Source organism: Streptomyces sp. CNB091 (assembly GCF_000377965.1).
In genome coordinates, this window is sequence record NZ_KB898992.1 from 299,691 (window position 1) to 318,045 (window position 18,355).

General features: G+C 71.7%; 17 protein-coding genes and 1 pseudogene. 11 read left to right on the forward strand and 7 right to left on the reverse strand.

What is annotated here, in order from left to right; translation table 11 throughout:
• Positions 1 to 102 precede the first annotated feature (102 nt).
• The 7 genes from D581_RS01000000136995 to D581_RS0107535 are packed head-to-tail and all read left to right on the forward strand — an operon-like array spanning position 103 to position 7,927.
• Entirely contained in the window at positions 103 to 1,308 is a 1,206-nt protein-coding gene (locus D581_RS01000000136995) for a hypothetical protein (protein WP_486585816.1), read from the forward strand.
• The gene (locus D581_RS0107510) at positions 1,305 to 2,246 is read left to right on the forward strand and encodes a complex I subunit 1 family protein (protein WP_026290300.1); all 942 of its coding nucleotides are present in this window, start codon (positions 1,305 to 1,307) and stop codon (positions 2,244 to 2,246) included. Before D581_RS01000000136995 ends, D581_RS0107510 begins: the two co-directional genes overlap by 4 nt.
• Before the next feature lie 19 nt (positions 2,247 to 2,265).
• Entirely contained in the window at positions 2,266 to 2,829 is a 564-nt protein-coding gene (locus tag D581_RS0107515) for an NADH-quinone oxidoreductase subunit J (protein ID WP_020679183.1), read from the forward strand.
• Positions 2,826 to 3,131, forward strand: coding sequence for an NADH-quinone oxidoreductase subunit NuoK (gene nuoK, locus D581_RS0107520; protein ID WP_018956618.1), 306 nt, complete (start codon positions 2,826 to 2,828; stop codon positions 3,129 to 3,131). The genes D581_RS0107515 and nuoK overlap by 4 nt, the downstream gene beginning before the upstream one ends.
• Complete coding sequence (locus D581_RS0107525) at positions 3,128 to 5,002, forward strand: proton-conducting transporter transmembrane domain-containing protein (protein WP_018956619.1); 1,875 nt, start codon at positions 3,128 to 3,130, stop codon at positions 5,000 to 5,002. Before nuoK ends, D581_RS0107525 begins: the two co-directional genes overlap by 4 nt.
• Before the next feature lie 4 nt (positions 5,003 to 5,006).
• A complete protein-coding gene (locus D581_RS0107530) occupies positions 5,007 to 6,512 on the forward strand; it encodes a complex I subunit 4 family protein (protein WP_018956620.1) in 1,506 nt (501 codons plus the stop codon).
• Positions 6,509 to 7,927, forward strand: coding sequence for an NADH-quinone oxidoreductase subunit N (locus tag D581_RS0107535; protein ID WP_018956621.1), 1,419 nt, complete (start codon positions 6,509 to 6,511; stop codon positions 7,925 to 7,927). Before D581_RS0107530 ends, D581_RS0107535 begins: the two co-directional genes overlap by 4 nt.
• Positions 7,928 to 7,973: 46 nt before the next feature.
• Here D581_RS0107535 and D581_RS1000000141990 read toward each other — a convergent pair.
• Positions 7,974 to 8,141: pseudogene (locus D581_RS1000000141990) on the reverse strand (C40 family peptidase); the annotation flags it as partial.
• Between the two features lie 252 nt (positions 8,142 to 8,393).
• Between D581_RS1000000141990 and dhaK the strand changes: the two are divergent.
• The 4 genes from dhaK (at position 8,394) to D581_RS0107555 (ending at position 11,086) form a co-directional block, all read left to right on the forward strand.
• A complete protein-coding gene (gene dhaK / locus D581_RS0107540) occupies positions 8,394 to 9,386 on the forward strand; it encodes a dihydroxyacetone kinase subunit DhaK (RefSeq protein ID WP_026290301.1) in 993 nt (330 codons plus the stop codon).
• A gap of 111 nt (positions 9,387 to 9,497) precedes the next feature.
• Positions 9,498 to 10,109, forward strand: a complete 612-nt coding sequence (gene dhaL, locus D581_RS0107545; protein WP_018956623.1) for a dihydroxyacetone kinase subunit DhaL — start codon at positions 9,498 to 9,500, stop codon at positions 10,107 to 10,109.
• A complete protein-coding gene (locus tag D581_RS0107550; RefSeq protein WP_018956624.1) occupies positions 10,106 to 10,516 on the forward strand; it encodes a PTS sugar transporter subunit IIA domain-containing protein in 411 nt (136 codons plus the stop codon). Before dhaL ends, D581_RS0107550 begins: the two co-directional genes overlap by 4 nt.
• 66 nt (positions 10,517 to 10,582) lie before the next feature.
• Positions 10,583 to 11,086, forward strand: coding sequence for an NUDIX hydrolase (locus tag D581_RS0107555; RefSeq protein ID WP_026290302.1), 504 nt, complete (start codon positions 10,583 to 10,585; stop codon positions 11,084 to 11,086).
• Here the strand turns inward: D581_RS0107555 and D581_RS0107560 are convergent.
• From D581_RS0107560 to D581_RS0107585, 6 genes are all read right to left on the reverse strand, one after another.
• A complete protein-coding gene (locus tag D581_RS0107560; RefSeq protein ID WP_018956626.1) occupies positions 11,050 to 12,822 on the reverse strand; it encodes an ABC-F family ATP-binding cassette domain-containing protein in 1,773 nt (590 codons plus the stop codon). The two genes, D581_RS0107555 and D581_RS0107560, sit on opposite strands and share 37 nt — an antisense overlap.
• Before the next feature lie 485 nt (positions 12,823 to 13,307).
• A complete protein-coding gene (locus tag D581_RS0107565; protein WP_018956627.1) occupies positions 13,308 to 14,348 on the reverse strand; it encodes an NAD(P)-dependent alcohol dehydrogenase in 1,041 nt (346 codons plus the stop codon).
• Positions 14,349 to 14,417: 69 nt separating this feature from the next.
• Positions 14,418 to 15,218 carry a 3-oxoacyl-ACP reductase FabG gene (locus D581_RS0107570; RefSeq protein ID WP_018956628.1) on the reverse strand — a complete coding sequence of 267 codons (801 nt, stop codon included), beginning with the start codon at positions 15,216 to 15,218 and terminating at the stop codon, positions 14,418 to 14,420.
• Positions 15,219 to 15,348: 130 nt separating this feature from the next.
• Positions 15,349 to 15,984: a TetR family transcriptional regulator gene (locus D581_RS0107575; protein ID WP_018956629.1), complete on the reverse strand. Its 636-nt coding sequence runs from the start codon at positions 15,982 to 15,984 to the stop codon at positions 15,349 to 15,351.
• Positions 15,985 to 16,072: 88 nt separating this feature from the next.
• Positions 16,073 to 17,350 (reverse strand): PP2C family protein-serine/threonine phosphatase, encoded by a 1,278-nt coding sequence (locus D581_RS0107580; RefSeq protein ID WP_018956630.1) that lies wholly within the window; start codon positions 17,348 to 17,350, stop codon positions 16,073 to 16,075.
• Positions 17,351 to 17,532: 182 nt separating this feature from the next.
• Positions 17,533 to 18,294 carry a GNAT family N-acetyltransferase gene (locus D581_RS0107585; protein WP_018956631.1) on the reverse strand — a complete coding sequence of 254 codons (762 nt, stop codon included), beginning with the start codon at positions 18,292 to 18,294 and terminating at the stop codon, positions 17,533 to 17,535.
• Between the last annotated feature and the right edge of the window lie 61 nt (positions 18,295 to 18,355).

Genomic DNA, 18,355 nt, shown 5'->3' on the forward strand with positions numbered 1-18,355 from the left:
TGTCCAGGTGCTACCCGGGCGCGTCTCGCCGTCGAGGAGGAGCTACTGCGCAGGAGCTGGCCCCTTGTCGCCGGCCCCGCATCCGCGAACCTGCTCGTCGTCGTGGGCGACCCCGACCCCGCCCGAGCAGATTGGGCCGAGAACCTGTGGAACGGCATTCCGGAACCGAAGTCCCGGGCCGTGGTCCGGGAAGCGGACCAGGCGGCCGCCGCGCTCGATGACGGCCACCTGGCACTCCTCGGTCCTCGTCAGGTCTCGGTCTCTCCGAGGGAGGAAAGCCGGATGAACAGCGTCCTTCCCTCGGCGCGCACCGGTTCCCGACGCCGGGCGGATCACGCCCCTGACGGCCCCGCACATGCCGTTCGAGACGGCGCTGCCCATCACGACTACGCGGACCACGAGACGGAGAGCCACCACGGCGGTCACTCAGGTGAGGGGCGGGACGGAGCGCATGGCACACACGGCGGGGGGCACGGGCATGACATGCACGCCATGTCGGTCGTGGCCGGTCTGCCCATGGCGGACCGTGCGGACGATCGGGACGGGTTGAGGCTGGATCGGCTGCACGTACCTCTGGGCCCGGCCTTGCTCGACTGGCCGGCCGGACTGGTGCTGCGGCTGGCGTTGCAGGGCGATGTGGTGCAGCACGTGGAGGTCGATCAGATCTCCGTGCGCGCCTCCTCCAGGCACCCCTTCTGGAACGAGCCGTGGTTGCGCGTGATCGCGGGGGAACGGGTCGAGCGTGGGCTCGCTGCCCGCCGGTTGTGTGCGGCTCATCTGGACAGCGTCGGCCGATTCCTGGCCGTGTCCGGATGGGACGACGCGGCGAAGCGCGCGCGTTCCGTACGCCGCCGGGTCCTGGCGGGAGCATCGGTGGAGGAACTGGGCGTACTGCTCAGGCCGTGGGCCCGTCAGCTCCGCCGATCGCGCACCCTGCGCTGGCTGACGCGAGGGCTGGGCGAGATGTCCTCCGAGCGAGCGGCAGCGGCGGGCGTGACGGGTCCGGCGCTGGTCGCGGGCGGGGATGCGTACTGCCGCTTGCTTCTCTGGCTGGACGAGATCGAGCGGGCCGCGGCTGTGTGCGCGGATACCCGCGTGCTTGATGCCACGGATTCGAACGGTCCGCGCGGTCGGCTCGACGGGCCAGTGCCGCCTTCCCAGGCGCTGCTGGACGTGCTGCCGGGGCTCCTGGGCGGTGCCGAGTTCGCGGGCGCTCGCATCATCGTCGCGAGCCTGGATCCTGATCTCGACGAGCTCGTCCCCGTGGTGGATTCGCGGGCCCGTGGTGGATTCGCGGGTGGCCCATGAGTGAGGCCCCTCTCTGGGCAACCGTTCTGCTGCCAACGGTGCTGGCCGTAGCCGCGCTTGGAGCGGCCTCCTTCGACGCCGTGCTTTCGTCCGCAGCAGCGAGGCCGCGGCCCCGGTCACCTCTTGAGGCTGCTGCGGCTGCGGGCACTCCTGGTCGGGAAGTGCTGCGGCTGCTGGTGCAGCAACAACGTCGTACGACCGCGGCCGATGTGTCTCTGACTCGGCTGGGCGTGGTCCTCCTGCCGGTCGCGGCAGTGCTCGCCGCCGCCGTCATCCCTCTCGGCTTCCGGTCCGTCAGCGATCTCGCTGACGGAATCGTGTGGTTCAACGCGATGGAGGCCCTCGCGTGGGCGGCTGTGTGGCTCGCCGGGTGGGGGCCGAATTCGACGCTCGCACTGATCGGCGGCTACCGCTTCCTTGCACAGGGGCTTGCGTACGAACTCCCCCACATGCTCGCGATCACCACCGCCGCGCTGGGTGCGGAGTCCTTGCGGGTGGGCGAGATCGTCGATGCCCAGGCGGGCCTGTGGTTCGTCGTATGGATGCCTGTCGCCTTCGCCATCTATCTTCTGAGTGCAATGGCCATGGCCTTCTGGGGCCCGTTCGATCAGCCTGCCGGACGCGACGTGGCCGGCGGTGCGGCCGCCGAACTCTCGGGAGTTGATCGGATCGTCTTTCTGGGCGGCCGTTGGCTGCTCCTCACTGTCGCTGCCGCTTTCAGCGTCCCGCTCTTCCTCGGCGGGGGCAACGGACCGCTACTTCCCCCGTGGCTCTGGACGGTCCTCAAGACAGTGGCCGTACTGGCCTTCCTTGTCTGGATCCGGCGCAAGGTCCCGACCTTGCGCATGGATCGCTACATGGAGGTGGCCTGGGTCGTGCTGACACCGCTAGCGGTCGTGCAGGCGTTGGTGGTCGCTCTGGTGGTGCTGGACCGGTGACGGGAAGAGGGCGCCGTACGTGGTGAGCGATGTTCTCTTCTGGATCCTGTCCGCCCTTGCGGTGGCCGGCGGCGTCATGGTCTTCCGTTTCGACTCCATGGCCCGCGCGACCTTCGCCCTGCTCACCTCCCTGCTGTGCGTGGCGGGCGAGGTGCTGCTGCTGGGTCTGGACTATCTGGGGATCGTCATCGTGCTGATGATGACGATCGAGATGGTCATCATGGCCGTCTTCATGATCATGTACATGATGAATCCGGCGGGTCTCATGCCGATGACGATGACGCACAACAAGCCGGGTGCCACCGCCATCTGTGCCGCCGCCTTCGTCCTGCTGGCCGCCGGAATCCTCACCACGCCGTGGCCCGCCCGACGGGGCAGACCGCCGACCGACGCCACCATGGACCTCGGGATGTCACTGATGGGCCCGCAGATGCTCACCATGATGACCTTGGGCATGGCTCTGTTCGCGACCATCGTCGCCACGGTGGTACTGGCCACGCGGCGTGGACGGTACGACCGGCTCGGCGACAACATGCGGGCACCGAGCGCCGACGACCCGATCCGCGGAGGTGTCGGCCGGTGAATCTGGAGCTCTTCCTGCTCCTGGCCGCGGCTCTCTTCTGCATCGGGCTGTTCGGGGCCCTCACCCAACAGTCCGTCGTCATGCTGATGATGGGCCTGGAACTGATGCTGGGCGGGGTGATCGTCGCCGCAGCGGCAGCCTGGCACTACATCGCGCCGGCCGCCGCCGAGGGACAGGTTCTGGTGGTTCTGGCCGTCACAGCCATGGCCCTGGAGATGGCGATCGGGTTCGCGGTGGTCACCGCCCTGTTCCGGTCTCGCGAGATCGACATGACCGACATGGCGGCGGAGCTGAAGGAGTGAGCACCCTCCTGTGGGCCCTCGTCGGACTCCCTCTGGTCACCGGGACGCTGCTGCTTGCCTGCGGCCGGACTGTCGACCGGTTCGCGCCTGCCGTGGCGCTCGGCGCCGGCTTCGCCGACCTGGGTCTCGCGGTCACTGCCGCGTACCAGCACCCCTCCGCGTCGGCGCCACTCCTCGATCAGTTGCCGGTCCAGCTAGCGGTCGACGGACTGTCGGGGCTGATGGCCGTCACCGTCACGTCGATCACCCTCCTCGTCCTGGCCTTCAGCGCAGCGGAGTTCGGAGCCGACGAGGCACGTGCCCGGTTCTTCGGGCTGATGCTGCTCTTCGTCGCAGGCATGCTGGTGACGGTCACCGCCGTCACGCTGCCTGTTCTGCTCATGAGCTGGGAGATCATGGGTGCCACTTCCTGGGCCCTGATCGGCTTCTGGTGGCGGGAGCCGGTACGCGTCGACGCCGCCAACACCGCCTTCCTGACCACCCGCACAGCTGATCTCGGCCTGTACTTGGCAGCGGGAGCCGCACTCGCAAGCGGCCAGGCCGGGACACTCCGGCTCGATGACCTGGGGCGTGCTGGGGAGCCCTGGCTGTCCGTCATCACGGTGGGCGTCGTGACCGCCGCCTTCGGCAAGTCCGCTCAGCTCCCCTTCAGCTTCTGGCTGTCCCGCGCCATGCAGGGCCCGAGCCCGGTCTCCGCCCTGCTGCACTCCGCGACGATGGTCGTGGCAGGCGCGTACCTGCTTCTCAGGACCGGACCGCTGCTGGACGCGTCCGGCTGGGGCAGCGAGGCGGTGGCCTGGACAGGAGCCGTGACCGCCGTCGCTCTCGGCCTCGTCGCCGTCGCGCAGACGGATCTCAAACAGCTGCTGGCCGCGTCCACCTGTGCCCAGATCGGGTTCGTGGTGCTGGCGGCCGGCTCCGGCGCCATCACGGGCGGCTCCCTCCAACTGGTGGCCCACGCGGCTGCGAAGAGCCTGCTGTTCCTGGTGGCGGGCGCGTGGCTGACCGCACTGGGAACGAAGGCGCTGCCCGCGCTGCGTGGCGCGGCCCGCCGCTACCGTACGGCCGGCGCCACCTTCACCGTGGCCGCCCTCACCCTGGCCGGGGTGCCGCCGCTCTCGTTGTGGGCGGCCAAGGACGTCCTGCTCTCCGCAGCACTCGGCACCAGCCCATGGCTGTACGTCAGCGGCCTGGCAGCCGCTGTGCTGTCCGCCGTCTACGGCGCCAAAGCCCTGTGGTTCGCCTGGCGCCCGGAGCCGACGGCGGAGCGGCAGACATACGACACCGAGCAGCACGGCACCCGGCGTGTACCACGCTCGGCCGGACCACCTCTGGTTCTGCTCGCCCTGGGATGCCTCGCTCTGACCCCTCTCGCCCTTCAGCCACTGCGCGGCCATGTGGACCTCGTACTCGACAGCACCTCGCAACCCCAGCCGCACGGATGGGAACTCGCCCTCTCCGGCGCACTCGCCCTCTTGGCAGCTGGAGCCGCCTGGGCATGGGGAGATCGCACGCCGGCCCTGCCCGGCCCGGTGAAGCACTGGTGCCGGGACTGGCTGGCTCTGGAGCGCGTCGCGCAGAGGCTGGTGGTGCGGCCCGTGTTCCGGCTCGCCCGTACCGCAGCGGCCTTCGACGACCGCATCCTCGACCGGGGCGTCGACGAAGCCGCGTACTCGGCCCTCCGCTTCGCCCGCTGGACGGACCGCACGGTGGAACGCGCCGTCGACGGCGCGGTGGCCGCGACCGCAGCCGCGACCGGGGCACTCGGTCGGCTCGCCCGGCGTCCGCAGACCGGCCAGCTGCACCAGTATCTCGCCCAGGCCGTCGCGGGCCTCACCGTCCTCGCCGTCGTATTCGCCTTCGTGAGGTGACCTGTTGCTCACTGCCCTCGTCTTCGCGCCGACCGCCGTCGCACTCCTCCTGCTGGGCCTGCCGCGCCACACCCCGAGTGCGGCCTTCCGCGCCATCTGGACAGCGGTCGCGGCCTGCGAACTCGTGCTCGTCATCGCGCTCTGGTCCGGGTACCGGAACGGTGCGGGCGTGCAGTTCGAGGTCAAGGCACGCTGGATCCCCAGCGCCGGTGTGGGATACCACGTCGGCGTGGACGGACTCTCGCTTCCTCTACTCGCTCTGACCTGCGTGTTGTTCCTCGCGTGCGCTGTCCACTCGCTGCGCGGGACCCGCCGGGTCCGCGAGTTCGCCGCGCTCTTCCTCTTCCTCCAGACCACGTGCCTCGGGCTGTTCGTCTCTCTCGACCTGATCCTCTTCTTCGTCTTCTTCGACCTGTCCATCGTGGCGATGTACTTCGTCATCGCGGGATGGGGCCACAAGAACGCCGCCCACGCGGCACTGAAGTTCTTCCTCTACACCTTCCTCGGGTCGCTCGCCCTGCTGCTGGGATTCATCGGCCTCTATCTCGCCGCCTCGCCGCACACCTTCGACATGGTCGAACTGACCGAACAGAATCCTCTCGCAGGCCGCTCCGTCTACGCGGCTCTGGTCCTGCTCGCCCTGGGAATCGGTCTGGCTGTCAAGACACCCACCGTGCCCTTCCACACCTGGCTGCCGCCCGCCCACACCGAGGCACCCGCGGCAGGCTCCGCGATCCTCGCCGGCGTACTGCTGAAGATGGGGACGTACGGTTTCCTGCGGATCGCGATGCCCATGCTCCCCGACGTGTGGCGGCGCTACGCGCTCGTCATCGTGGTCATCGGGGTCGTCTCCGTGGTCTACGGCGCGCTGGTCGCTCTCGCCCAGACGGACTTCAAGCGCATGATCGCCTATACCTCTGTGAACCACATGGGCTACATCCTTCTCGCGGTCGGTGCGGCCGCCGCCGTGAGCGAGGGGTCCGAGCAGGCGCGCACCCTCGCCGTCACCGGGGCAGTGACACAGATGGTGAGCCACGGTCTGCTCACCGGCGCGCTGTTCCTGCTCGCTGGAGTGCTGTACGAGCGGGGGCGGACGTACGACATGGGCGCGTACTCGGGCATCGCCGCCAAGGCGCCCGCGTTCGCCGGCATGACCGCCGTGGCCGCTTTCGCCTCACTGGGGCTTCCCGGCTTCTCCGGATTCATCGCCGAGTTCCAGATCTTCACGGGCAGTCTCGGCCCACGCCCGCTGGCCACCGCCGTCTCACTGCTCGGCATCCTGCTCACCGCCGGCCTTTTCCTGCGCGCGTTCCAGCAGATCTTCCTCGGCCCACTCAGGCTGCCGGACGCCCCGGGCACCCCCCGCGCGTTTTCTGACATCCGCCTCCATGAGAGCGCAGCCGTCGTCCCGCTGCTGGCCCTGGCCGTAGTCCTCGGGGTGGCCCCGCGCTTTCTCCTCGACGTCATCGAGCCCGCCTCCCAGGCCGTCCTGGAGCTGCTCGCGCGATGACCGGCATGGACGAGAACCCCCTCGACATCCTTCCCGAAATCCTCCTGGCAGCTGCCGCGGTCCTCGGACTCCTGCTCGGTTCGTGGCTGCCACGCAGCCGGCAGTGGGTCGTTGCCGTCCTGGCCGCAGCGGGAGCCGTCGGAGGCATCACCGCAGCCGCCGTGGCGGCAACCGCTCCCGCCACGACCGCCTTCGGTGCGGCCTTCGCCGTAGACCCCGTGACCACCACCTCCAGGATCGTGATCCTCGGAGGCACTCTGACCGTCCTGGGACTGGCCGTCGGCCCGTTGCACGGCGATCCGAGGGAGAGCGAGTTCTACGTCCTGGTCCAGCTCGCTTCCCTCGGTGCCCTGATGCTCGCCGGGGCACAGGACCTGCTGCTGCTCGCAGCCGGATATCTGCTGGCCGCCATCCCCGCCTACACGCTCGCGGGCTTCCGCAAGGACGGGCCGGGAACGGAAGCCGCACTGAAGTACTACGTGGTCGGAGCGCTCCTCGGCGTGCTCATGCTGACTGGTATCACGCTGCTGTACGCCGCAGGGCGAGGAACCGCGTATCCGATACTGAGCACGGAACTGCGCACCGCCCCCGGGGCCCTTCTCACCGTCGGCACGATCGGGCTTCTCGCCGGGATCGCGTTCAAAGCAGGGGCGGTCCCGGCCCACTTCTGGGTCCCCGACGCCGTCCAGGGGAGCACTCCCCCAGTGGCCGCGCTTCTCACGACCCTGCCGAAGATCGGGGCGCTCGCGGCCCTCTACCGTCTCGGAGCCGTCCTTCTCTCCGGCAGCATGCCCAGCTGGCCCGCGCTCATCACCGTACTGGCGGCAGCCTCCATGACGCTGGGAAACCTCGCAGCGTTCTTCCAGCAGGACGTCAAGCGGCTGCTCGCCTACTCCACGGTCAGCCAGGTCGGCTACCTTCTGATGCCCGTCGCCGTAGCCGGCCGATCGGACCTGGCGCAACAGGCGCTGCTCTACTATCTCGCCGCGTACGCCGTCACCAACCTCGGTGCCTTCGCGGTGGTCGCCGCGCTTCCCCAGGCACGTAACCTCGCGGATTACAGGGGGCTCTCACGACAGCGGCCACTTCTTGCCGCGAGCCTCGTCATCTGCCTGCTGGGCCTGGTCGGGACACCGCCCACCGCGGTTTTCGTCGGCAAACTGCAGGCGTTCAGCTCTGTCTTCGACGCCGGCTACGCCTGGCTGGCCGTGCTGGCTGCCGTCAACACCGTCGCCTCGCTCTTCTACTACCTGCGCTGGATCGTTCCCACCATGTCCCGAGCCGATGGCCCAAGGAGCTACGGCGGTGACCGACCGTCGCGGATCGTCGCCTACACCACGACCGCGGCCTCTCTCGTGCTCGGTCCGGCCGCAGGACCTGTTCTGGCGGTGCTCGACGGCCCGCTCGCTCGCTGAGGCATCCGGTCCGAAGTGGGGTTGAGGCTGCTCAGCTGATGCGGACGCCAGGTTGGAGAGCACTGAGGGGATTGATCCGCGTGCCGACGTTCGCCTGGGTCTGTGATGTGCGAGGGATGGAGACACCGCCTGCTGGAATGCCCAGGAGGTCGGACCGGAGCAGTCGGCAGTCGAAGGAGTTCGGCCCGGCCGCTCCCCACACGTACGGTGGGCCCCGGCCCGACCACGTGCGCGCGCTGACCATCGTGACGCTTGCGGGCGGACTGGCGTCGCAAGCTCCGACGTTTCGAGCATGGGACTTTGCAGACAACCTCTGCGGTGGCATCGAACACGCCGCGTTGACATCATCACATCGGAGGACCCGGAAGCCGCCATGGACCGCCAAGATCCACAACTGGCTGCACCCTCGCTCACCTGGAACGACTAAGGTCCCGAAGCCCTCCGCTACGCTCACCAGGAGACTGGCATGAAAATGCTCATCAACGTTCCCGAGACCGTTGTCGCCGATGCCCTGCGGGGCATCGCGGCCGCACATCCCGAGCTGACCGTCGATGTGGAGAACCGGGTCGTCATGCGGCGGGACGCGCCCGTGGCGGGAAAGGTCGGCCTCGTCTCCGGGGGCGGTTCGGGGCACGAGCCGCTGCACGCCGGGTTCGTCGGACCCGGAATGCTGTCGGCCGCCTGTCCCGGGGAGGTCTTCACCTCCCCCGTGCCCGACCAGATGCTGCGGGCGGCGGCAGCCGTCGACAGCGGGGCGGGGGTGCTGTTCGTCGTCAAGAACTACACCGGCGACGTGCTCAACTTCGAGATGGCCGCCGAGCTCGCCGACGACGAGGGAATCCAGGTCGCCCAGGTGGTGGTGGACGACGACGTGGCCGTGAGCGACAGTACGTTCACCGCCGGGCGGCGCGGTACGGGAGCGACGCTGTTCGTCGAGAAGATCGCCGGCGCCCTGGCGGACGAGGGCGCTCCGCTGGACCGGGTGGCCGCCGTCGCGCGGCGGGTGAACGGGGCCTCGCGCAGCTTCGGGGTGGCGCTGGGCGCCGTCACCACTCCGGCCAAGGGCAGCCCCACCTTCGATCTACCCACCGGGGAGCTGGAGTTGGGCATCGGCATCCATGGGGAGCCGGGGCGTGAGCGGCGGCCGATGATGACGTCCGGCGAGATCGCCGACTTCGCCGTGAACGCGGTACTGGAGGATCTGCGCCCCACCGGACCGGTGCTGGCACTGGTGAACGGCATGGGGGCGACACCGCTGCTGGAGCTGTACGGGTTCAACGCCGAGGTCCACCGGGTCCTGTCCGAGCGGGGTGTCCCGGTGGCTCGTACGCTCGTGGGGAACTACGTGACATCGCTCGACATGGCAGGCTGTTCGGTGACGCTGTGCCAGGTCGACGAGGAGCTGCTGCGACTGTGGGACGCGCCCGTGCGGACGGCCGCGCTCCGCTGGGGCAGCTGAGCGCCGACGGGATCCCGTGACCGTGTGCGACGCCGGTGCGGGGTTGGCCGTACCGCCCGTGCCACCGCCGGGACGATCCGTTCCGGGTGGGACCGAGGAACAGGAGATCATGTGCTCGACACCGACTTCTTCCGCCGTTGGATGACCGCTGTCGCGGCGTCCGTGGAGCGTGAGGCGGACCATCTGACCGAGCTGGACTCGGCGATCGGGGACGCCGATCACGGCAGCAATCTCCAGCGCGGCTTCACAGCGGTGACGGCGGTGCTGGAGAAGGATGCCCCCGCCACTCCCGGTGCTGTGCTCACCCTGGCGGGACGGCAGCTCATCTCCACCGTCGGCGGGGCGTCCGGCCCGCTGTACGGGACGCTGCTGCGCCGTACGGGCAAGGCGCTCGGGGACGACGACGAGGTGACCCAGGACCAGCTGGCCCAAGCGTTCGCGGCCGGGGTCGCCGCGGTGGGGCAGCTGGGCGGCGCGCAGGCCGGGGACAAGACGATGCTCGACGCGCTGCTGCCCGCGGCGGAGGCCCTCGCCACCTCGTTCGACGGCGCCGCGAACGCGGCTCGTGCGGGCGCCGAGGCGACGGTGCCGTTGCAGGCGCGCAAGGGGCGGGCCAGCTACCTCGGCGAACGCAGCATCGGGCATCAGGACCCGGGTGCGACCTCGTCGGCGCTGCTGGTCGAGGCCCTGGCGGCGACGGCGGCGGACGGAGCGGGCGCGTGAGCGGCGATCGGCAGGTGGGCATCGTGCTGGTCTCCCACAGCGGTCCGGTCGCCGAGTCGGTCGCTGAGCTGGCCCGGGGCCTCGCCGCCGGAGGGGTGACCGCGCCGGTCGCCCCGGCCGGCGGGCTGCCCGGCGGCGGGCTCGGGACGAGCGCGGAGCTGATCGGCCGGGCCGCCGCCTCGGTGGACCGGGGTGCGGGTGTGGCGGTCCTGGTGGACCTGGGAAGCGCGGTCCTCACGGTGAAGGCCATGCTCGCCGAGGGCGACGAGCTGCCCGAGGGCACGCGGCTCGTGGACGCGCCGTTCGTGGAGGGCGCTGTGGCGGCCGTGGTGACCGCGTCGGCGGGTGGCGACCTCGCGGCGGTGGAGGCCGCGGCCTCGGAGGCGTACGGCTACCGCAAGACGTAGCGCTTCCCTCCGGGTCGTGCCGGGCCCGCGTGGCGCCCCGCACCGTGCCGCAGCAGACTCGACGGCATGTCGACAGGCAGGCGCAGTGCGGGGCTTCTTCTCTTCCGGGTCACGGAGGGCGCGGGCGAGCGGGATGTCGAGGTGCTGATCGGGCACATGGGCGGGCCGTTCTGGGCGGGGCGGGAGGCGGCCGCCTGGTCGGTGCCGAAGGGCGAGTACGGACCCGAGGAGGACGCGGAGGCCGCCGCCCGCCGGGAGTTCGTGGAGGAGCTGGGCGTGCCGGTCCCGCCGGGTGAGTGGATCGCGCTGGGCGAGTCACGGCAGCGCAGCGGCAAGACGGTGACCGCCTGGGCCCTGGAGGCGGAGCTGGACGTGGCGTCCGTCGTGCCCGGGACGTTCACGATGGAGTGGCCGCGCGGGTCCGGCGTGCGGCAGGAGTTCCCGGAGATGGACCGGTTCGCCTGGTGCACGCCGGAGCAGGCCGCCGAACGGCTGATCGTCGGCCAGCGGGTGTTCGTCGACCGGCTGCGCGCTCAGGTGCGCGGGACGGCCGCCTCCTCCGACGCGTAGGCCGGCGCCGCGCCCGCCGGGCGGCCTGCCCGCAGTTCCAGTACGTCGCCGGTGAAGCGGGCCCGGAAGCTGCGGTCGTGCGAGACGACGACGACCGCGCCCCGGTACTGGTCGAGGGCCTGTTCCAGCTCCTCCACCAGGCTCAGCGCGATGTGGTTCGTCGGCTCGTCCAGTACCAGCAGATCGGCCGGCCGGGTCACCAGGCGGGCCAGGGCCAGCCTGCGTTGCTGGCCGACGGAGAGGGACGCGACGGGCACGTCGAGGTCCTCGGGGCGGAACAGGCCGAGGGCCAGGAGCTCGTCGGCGTACTCGTCGGGGAAGCCGGGGCGGCCCGCCGCGAAGGTGGCGAGCAGGGTACGCCGGGTCGGGCGCGCGGGCAGTTCCTGCGGGAGGTAGCCGATGCGGGCCCGGCGGGTGACGGTGCCCGTGTCGGGGGTCAGGTCACCCGCGAGGACCCGCAGCAGGGTGGTCTTCCCGGCCCCGTTCTCACCGGTCACCAGGAGGCGGGCGCCCGATGCCACGCGCAGGGAGGGGAGGCGGAGGCGGTTCCCGACGGAGACGGCGTCCAGCTCCACGAGGGGCTTCGTGCGGTCCGCGGTGCCGGTCACGGTGCTGGTTCCGTCGCGGCCCGCCGTGCTGGTCACGTCGGCGGTTCCGTCGCGGCCCGACGGGCCGGTCACGTCGGTGACGGTCGGGCGGCCGGTGAAGGCGAGCGGGCGGGGCGGGGGCGGCACGGGAGACCGGCGCAGCGCGTCCAGCCGGGTCCGGGCGGCCCTGACCTGGCCGGACAGCTTCGCCTCGTGCGAGCGGCGGTGCTTGCCGAAGCCCTGCTTCGGGTCCCCTCCGCCGGCCGCGAGCCGCGCCCCGGCCGCTACGACGAGCTCCTCGGTGCGGGCCAGGTCCGTCAGGTACTCCTCGTGTTCCTGGGTCCAGCGGCGGCGGGCGGCGGCCTTGGCGGTGCGGTACCCGTCCCAGCCGTCCCCGTACCGGGTGACCGTGCGCAGGTCCCGGTCGACCTCCAGGATCACCGAGGTGACGCGCTCCAGGAACGCCCGGTCGTGGGTGATCGCCACGACGGTGCCCGGGTGGGCGCGCAGGTGGTCCTCCAGCCAGCCGACGGCGCGGGCGTCGAGGTGGTTGGTCGGCTCGTCGAGCAGCAGCAGGTCGGGGGCGGCTGCCAGGACGCAGGCGAGGGCGAGCCGGGACTGCTCGCCGCCGGAGAGCGTGGCGAGAGCGCGGTCGCGGGTGAGGTGGGCGAGACCGAGGCCGTGCAGAGCCGTTTCGGTGCGGGCGTCCGCCCGGTAGCCGTCGCGGTCCTCGTAGGCGGTGAGGAGGTCTCCGTACGCGGCGAGCTCCGCGTCGGTGGGCCCCGGGTCGCCGGGCTTCCGCTCCGAGAGGCCGGTCTCCGCCTCGCGGATACGGTGTTCGAGGTCGCGCAGTTCGGCGAGGGCCGCGTCGACGGCGTCCTGCACGGTGTCGGCCGGGTCGAGGTCGAGGGTCTGGGCGAGATAACCGGTGCCGCCGGGGAAGCGGACGGTGATCTCACCGGTGTCCGGTTGCTCCACTCCGGCCAGCAGCCGGAGCAGCGTGGACTTTCCGGAGCCGTTCTCGCCGATGACGGCGGCTTTCTCACCGGGCCGGACGGTGAGGGTCACCTGGTCGAGTACGGAGCGGTCCCCGTACGCCTTGGAGACGTCCTTCATGGCCAGTTGAGCGCGGTCGCGCTGGGGGTGCATGGGTGCCTTTTCCCTGGGTGACGGCCCGCGAAGGCGCGCGCGGAGGCGCGGCGGCGGGGCGTGGATGCCGGACGGCGGAGGGGACGGCGGCGTGCGCGCGCGGTGACGTCGACGTCACCGGGGCGTCTCAGAGGGACGCGCGGTGACGTCGACGTCACCGGGGCGTCTCAGAGGGACGCGCGGTGCGGCGCGCTGCGGCCGTCCGGGCCGGGAATCAGCGGAAGAAGTAGTAGCTGTACGAACCCATGTCGGCCATTCTAACGGCGGCCGGCCTCCCGGCGCCGGGAATTTCTCGCCGGCCCGGACGACGGCCGCCGGGCAGGAGCCGGAGGCCGCCGCCGGGGCGGTCGGGCGGACGTTCGACGCCTCGGGGGATCGGGAGGTTCAGCCGACGCGCGGGGACGCAGGCGCCCGCCGGGGTGCCGGAGGGCGTCAGGCAGCTGCCCGGGGGCCGGAGGGGCCCGGCCGCCCGGATGCCAGAGGGCTCAGCCGCCCGGGAGGATGACGGCCCGGCCGTTGATCCTGCCGTCGTGGAGGCGCTCGTAGGCGAGCGGGGCCTCGTCGATGGAGTACGTCTCCACGTGGACGTCGACCGCTCCGGCATGGGCCAGGTCGAGGACCTCGGCGAGCTCCTTGCGCGAGCCCCAGTAGGGCGCGCTGACGTTGGCGCCGTACGGAAGCGTGCCGAAGCCGACCGGGAGCGCGCCGCCGCCGATGCCGACGATGGTGACGTCGCCGTCGACGCGGGCGACGGCGCCCGCGGTCGCCACGGTGGGCGGCGCTCCGACGAAGTCGAGGACCACGTGGGCGCCGAGTCCGCCGGTCAGTTCCATGACGCGGGCGGCCGCCTTCTCGTCGGAGAGGACGGCTTCGTGCGCGCCGACGGTCCTGGCCAGGGCGAGCTTGTCCTCGGTGACGTCGAGGGCGATCACCCGCGCGGCCGTCATGGCGCGCAGCAGCTGGATCGCGACGTGGCCGAGGCCGCCGGTACCGATGACGACGGCGGTGGAGCCGGGCACCAGCTTCGCCCGGGAGCGCACGATCGCGTGGTACGGGGTCAGTCCGGCGTCCGTGAGGGGCGCGGTCTTCACCGGGTCGAGGTCACCGATCGCGATCAGGTGGCGGGGGTCGTCGACGATCATGTACTCGGCCATCGCGCCGGGTGCGCCGAGTCCGGGCGGCATGATGCCGAGCTCCTGGGCGCGCAGGCAGTAGTTCTCCCTGCCTTCGGCGCAGTTCACACAGGTGCCGCAGCCCCAGGGGCCGTAGACCGCGACGGAGTCGCCGAGGGCGAAGCCGTCGACTCCGTCACCGAGGGCGGCGACCGTGCCGACGCCCTCGTGCCCCAGGGTCAGGGGCAGCGGGAACGGGATCTGGTCGGCGGGCCAGCTCATCACGGCGATGTCGGAGTGGCAGACACCGGCGGCGGTGACCTTCAGCAGGACCTGGCCGGGGCCGGGCTCGGGGTCCGGAACGGTGACCACCTCGGGGGCGGCGCCGACGGCTCGGTACTGGACGGCTTTCATGAGGTCTCCTCGCTTCTCTCTTGACTCTCTTTGTCGCCCCCGTGTCCCCCGCGCGCCACTCGGGCTCCGTCACGGGGCGGAGTAGCCGCCGTCCACCAGGTGGTAGCTGCCGTGGATGAAGGAGGCCTTGTCGGAGAGCAGGAAGGCCGCGAGTTCGGCGACCTCCTCGGCGGTGCCGAGCCGTCCCGCCGGGTGCAGGGAGATCAGGTGCTCGCGGGCCTCCGGGGCGGTGTTCCGCAGGAGCGGGGTGTCGATGAAGCCGGGGCCGACCGCGTTGATCCGGACGTTCTGTCCGGCGTATTCGAGCGCGGCGGTCTTGGTGAGACCGACGACGCCGTGCTTGGCCGCGACGTAGGCGGGCGACCCGGCGAAGCCGTTGGTGCCGAGGATGGAGGACATGTTGACGATCGCGCCGCCGCCCGCCGCGACGATGGCGGGCAGTTCGTAGCGCATCGAGAGGAAGACGCCGCTGAGGTTGGTGGCGAGGACGCGGTTCCAGTCCTCGACCGGGTATTCGCCGGTGGGACTGCTGGGGCCCGCGATGCCGGCGTTGTTGACGGCCAGGTGGAGGGCGCCGAAGGTGTCCACCGCGAACCGCACGCCGGCTTCGGCGGAGGCCGGGTCGGTGACGTCCATCGCGACGGCGGCGGCCCTGGCCCCGGTGCTCTCCAGGTCGGCCGCGGCCTTGCGCGCGTTCTCCTCGTCGTAGTCGGCCACGACGACCGCCGCGCCGCCGGCGGCGAGCCGCCGGGCCAGGGCGAGGCCGATGCCGGAGGCGCCGCCGGTGATGAGGGCGGTGCGGCCCGCGAACTCGGTGCGGGCTTCGGCCTTCGCCTCGGCCGCGGGGGTGGAGCTGTGCTCGGTGCTCATGGTGTTGCCTCGATTCCTTCTGCTGCTTCGGTGGTGCTGGTGGTGCTGGTGGTGCTGGTGGTGCTGGTGGTGCTGGTGGTGCTGGGGTGCTGGTGGTGCCGGGGTGCTGTTCGGGGGCACCCCGGTGCTGTTACGGAGCGGGGCGCGGCTCGCCGAGCAGGTCGGCGGAGAGCGCGTCGAACGCCTCGGCGACCAGTCCGGGCAGAGCGTCCGGCCGGCCTCCGCGCACCCAGGCGGCCTGGGCGGCGAGCAGCGCGCCCGCTCCTGCGGCGACGGTCACGGCGGGCCGGATGTCCTGCCGGGGATCGACGCCGAGCCGGTCCGCGACGATGGCGACCGAGTCCTCCTGGGCGTCCACCCGGATGTGGTGGAAGACGGCGTAGAGGGTCGGCTCCTCCTCGGCGACGACCAGCAGGTCGAAGATCCGGGGGCGGCGGTGCCAGGGCTCCGACGCGGGATCGGCGAGCCAGTCGAGGACGGCCCGCCGGTAGGCGAGGAGCGGGGGTTCAGGGGCCGGGCGGGCTCGCAGGGCCGCGTTGATGCGGTCGCCGTCGCCCCGCAGGGAGTCGAGGGCGGCGGCCTCCTTGCTCGGGAAATACCTGCTGAACGTACGACGGTCGACGTCCGCGGCTTCCGCGATCTCCTCGACCGTCACGTTCCGCAGCCCCCGGTCGAGCACCAGCTCGAACGCGGCCTGCGCCAGGGTGTCGCGGGTGCGGCGCGCCTTGCGGCCGCGCCGATCCGGGATCTTCCGTTCCGGAGTCATACATGCACCGTACACCTGAAAATGTCCCCACGCGACATTCGTCTCGTGGGGACATCAGGGATGCCTGCCGCAGTCTCGCGGCGCGCGTTCAGACCGCGGCGGTCCGCTGCTGGGCCTCGCCCGCTTCGGCGGGATCGCCCAGGGCCCCGGCGCCGGAACCGGCGTCGCCGGGAATGGCGTCGCCGGGGATCGCGGCGCCCGGAACCGCGGGCCGCCGCCCGTCGTCGGCAGAGGTGCGCGACAGGGCGAGCGCGGCGATGTCGTCGCGCCGGACGCCTCCGGAGAACTCCCCCAGATCGACGTGGAGCGCGTCGAGAAGTTCGCGCGGCCCATGCCCGGCCCAGGCTCTGATCCGCTCGTCCAGCGGGTAGAAGGCGCCGCCGAGGTCGCGGGCCTCGGTCACCCCGTCGGTGACGACGAGGAGTGTCGCGCCCGGCGGGAAATCGAAGGACTCGGTCGTACGGGTCTCCTGGCTGAGTCCGGCGAGGCCGAGGGGGACGTACGTCCGGTGGAGCGTGACGGCCGAGGACCGGCCGTCGTGCAGCAGGCGCGGCGGCAGGTGCCCGCAGTTCACGGCCTCCACCCGGCCGCCCTCGTCGAACCCGAGGACGAGCGCGGTCACGAAGCGTTCGGCCTCACCCGTCTGGGCGGAGAACACGTTGTGCCGGACGACGGCGGCCTCCAGTGCCTCCACCACTCCCGTGAGCGTGGGTTCGCGGATGGCCGCCTCACGGAACGCGGCGATGGCCGCGAATCCGGCGCCGATGGCCGCGAGCCCCTTGCCCTGGACGTCTCCGATGATCACGCGGGTCCCGTAGGGCGACTCGACGACCTCGTAGATGTCTCCGCCGACGAAGCGGTCCTCCTCGATCGGCTCGTAGAGCCCGTGCGCGACGACGTGGTCGGTGCCGACCGGCAGCGGCCGCAGGATCTGGCGCTGCAGGGCGACGGCGGCGGACCGCAGCCGCGCCATCTCGGTGGCGTGCCGGATGCGCGCCGCGCAGGCGGCGACCCCGAGCGCACAGGCCAGTACGGCGAATCCGATGCCGAAGACGAAGTCCCAGAAGGTGCCGTCCGCCCCGACCCGGAACCCGACGACGACGGTGGTGATCCACACCGCGATCCAGATGGTCTGGCGGAGGCTGCAGTAGACGGAGGCCAGTGCGGGGACGACCACGAGCAGCGGCACGACCCGCAGGTCGTTGCCTGTGCTGGCGTCGAGGAACACGACGAGTACGGTCAGCAGCGCGAGACCGCTGAGCAGTGCCCAGTTGCCGATCCGGCTCTGGGACACCGCCCCGACGCCCGCGTCCGCTCCGGGCGCGGTACCACCCCGGGGCCGTACGCCGCTCCGCTTCTGTGCCATGTCCAGCAACCTCATGGGCACGGCCTGTCCTCCCGCTGATCTCCAGGTGCCGCCCGCGGTTTCGGTCGGTCCCTTCCAGTTGACCGGGTGGCGGGCGTGCGCGCAGGAGGGCTTAGGGCCCCGAGCGGCTGCCGAAGGTCCTGCCCGGGGCCCTGGTCCCGTACCGGGGGTACCTGTACAAGTCAGCGCAGCGAGGGCCTGCGGCTCCCGTCGGCGGACGGGAGCGTGACGGGGACGAGCGCGGAGATGAATTCCGTACGCCGGCGAAGCCGGAACCCCAGGGACTCGTAGAGCCGGACGGCCCCGGTGTTGGAGGCGGAGGCATGCAGGAACGGCGTCTCGCCGCGCTCTCGGATCCCGTGCGCGACCGCCAGGACCAGTCGGCTCGCCAGCCCCTGCCCCCGTACGGACTCGTCCGTGCAGACACCGCTGATCTCCGTGAAGCCGGGCGGGTGCAGCCGCTCCCCCGCCATCGCCACCAGCGCGCCGCCCCGACGGATGCCCAGATACGTGCCCAGCTCGACCGTACGCGGCAGGAAGGGACCGGGGCGGGTGCGCGCCACCAGGTCCAGCATCTCCGGCACGTCCCGGGGGCCCAGCGGGACCGCCTCCGGATCGGGAGCGGCGTCCACCGACGCGTCGACCAGCTGGACGCCCTCGGCCCGGAAGACTGTCTCCCAGTCCTGCGGCGGTGGCTCCTGGAACGCGGACAGGGCGACGGAGCCGCCCGGCCCGGCGAGCGCCGCGACATCGGCCCAGTCCCGGGCGTCCGGGGCGTCGGGGAGCCCGATCCAGGTACTGACGTCGGCGGGATAGCGCAGGACGCGCCCGCGGCTCTCGGCGAAGTGGGCGTGCGGGCCGGTCAGCGAGGACCGGGCGGGGTTGTCCAGGGGGTGGAGCCTGGAAGGATCATCGGTCCGGGGCCGGGTGCTGTCCTGGGTCATGGTCTTCCTCGTTCTCGTTCCGTTCATCGCACGGTTCTCGGCACGGGTGCCCGGGGTCGGG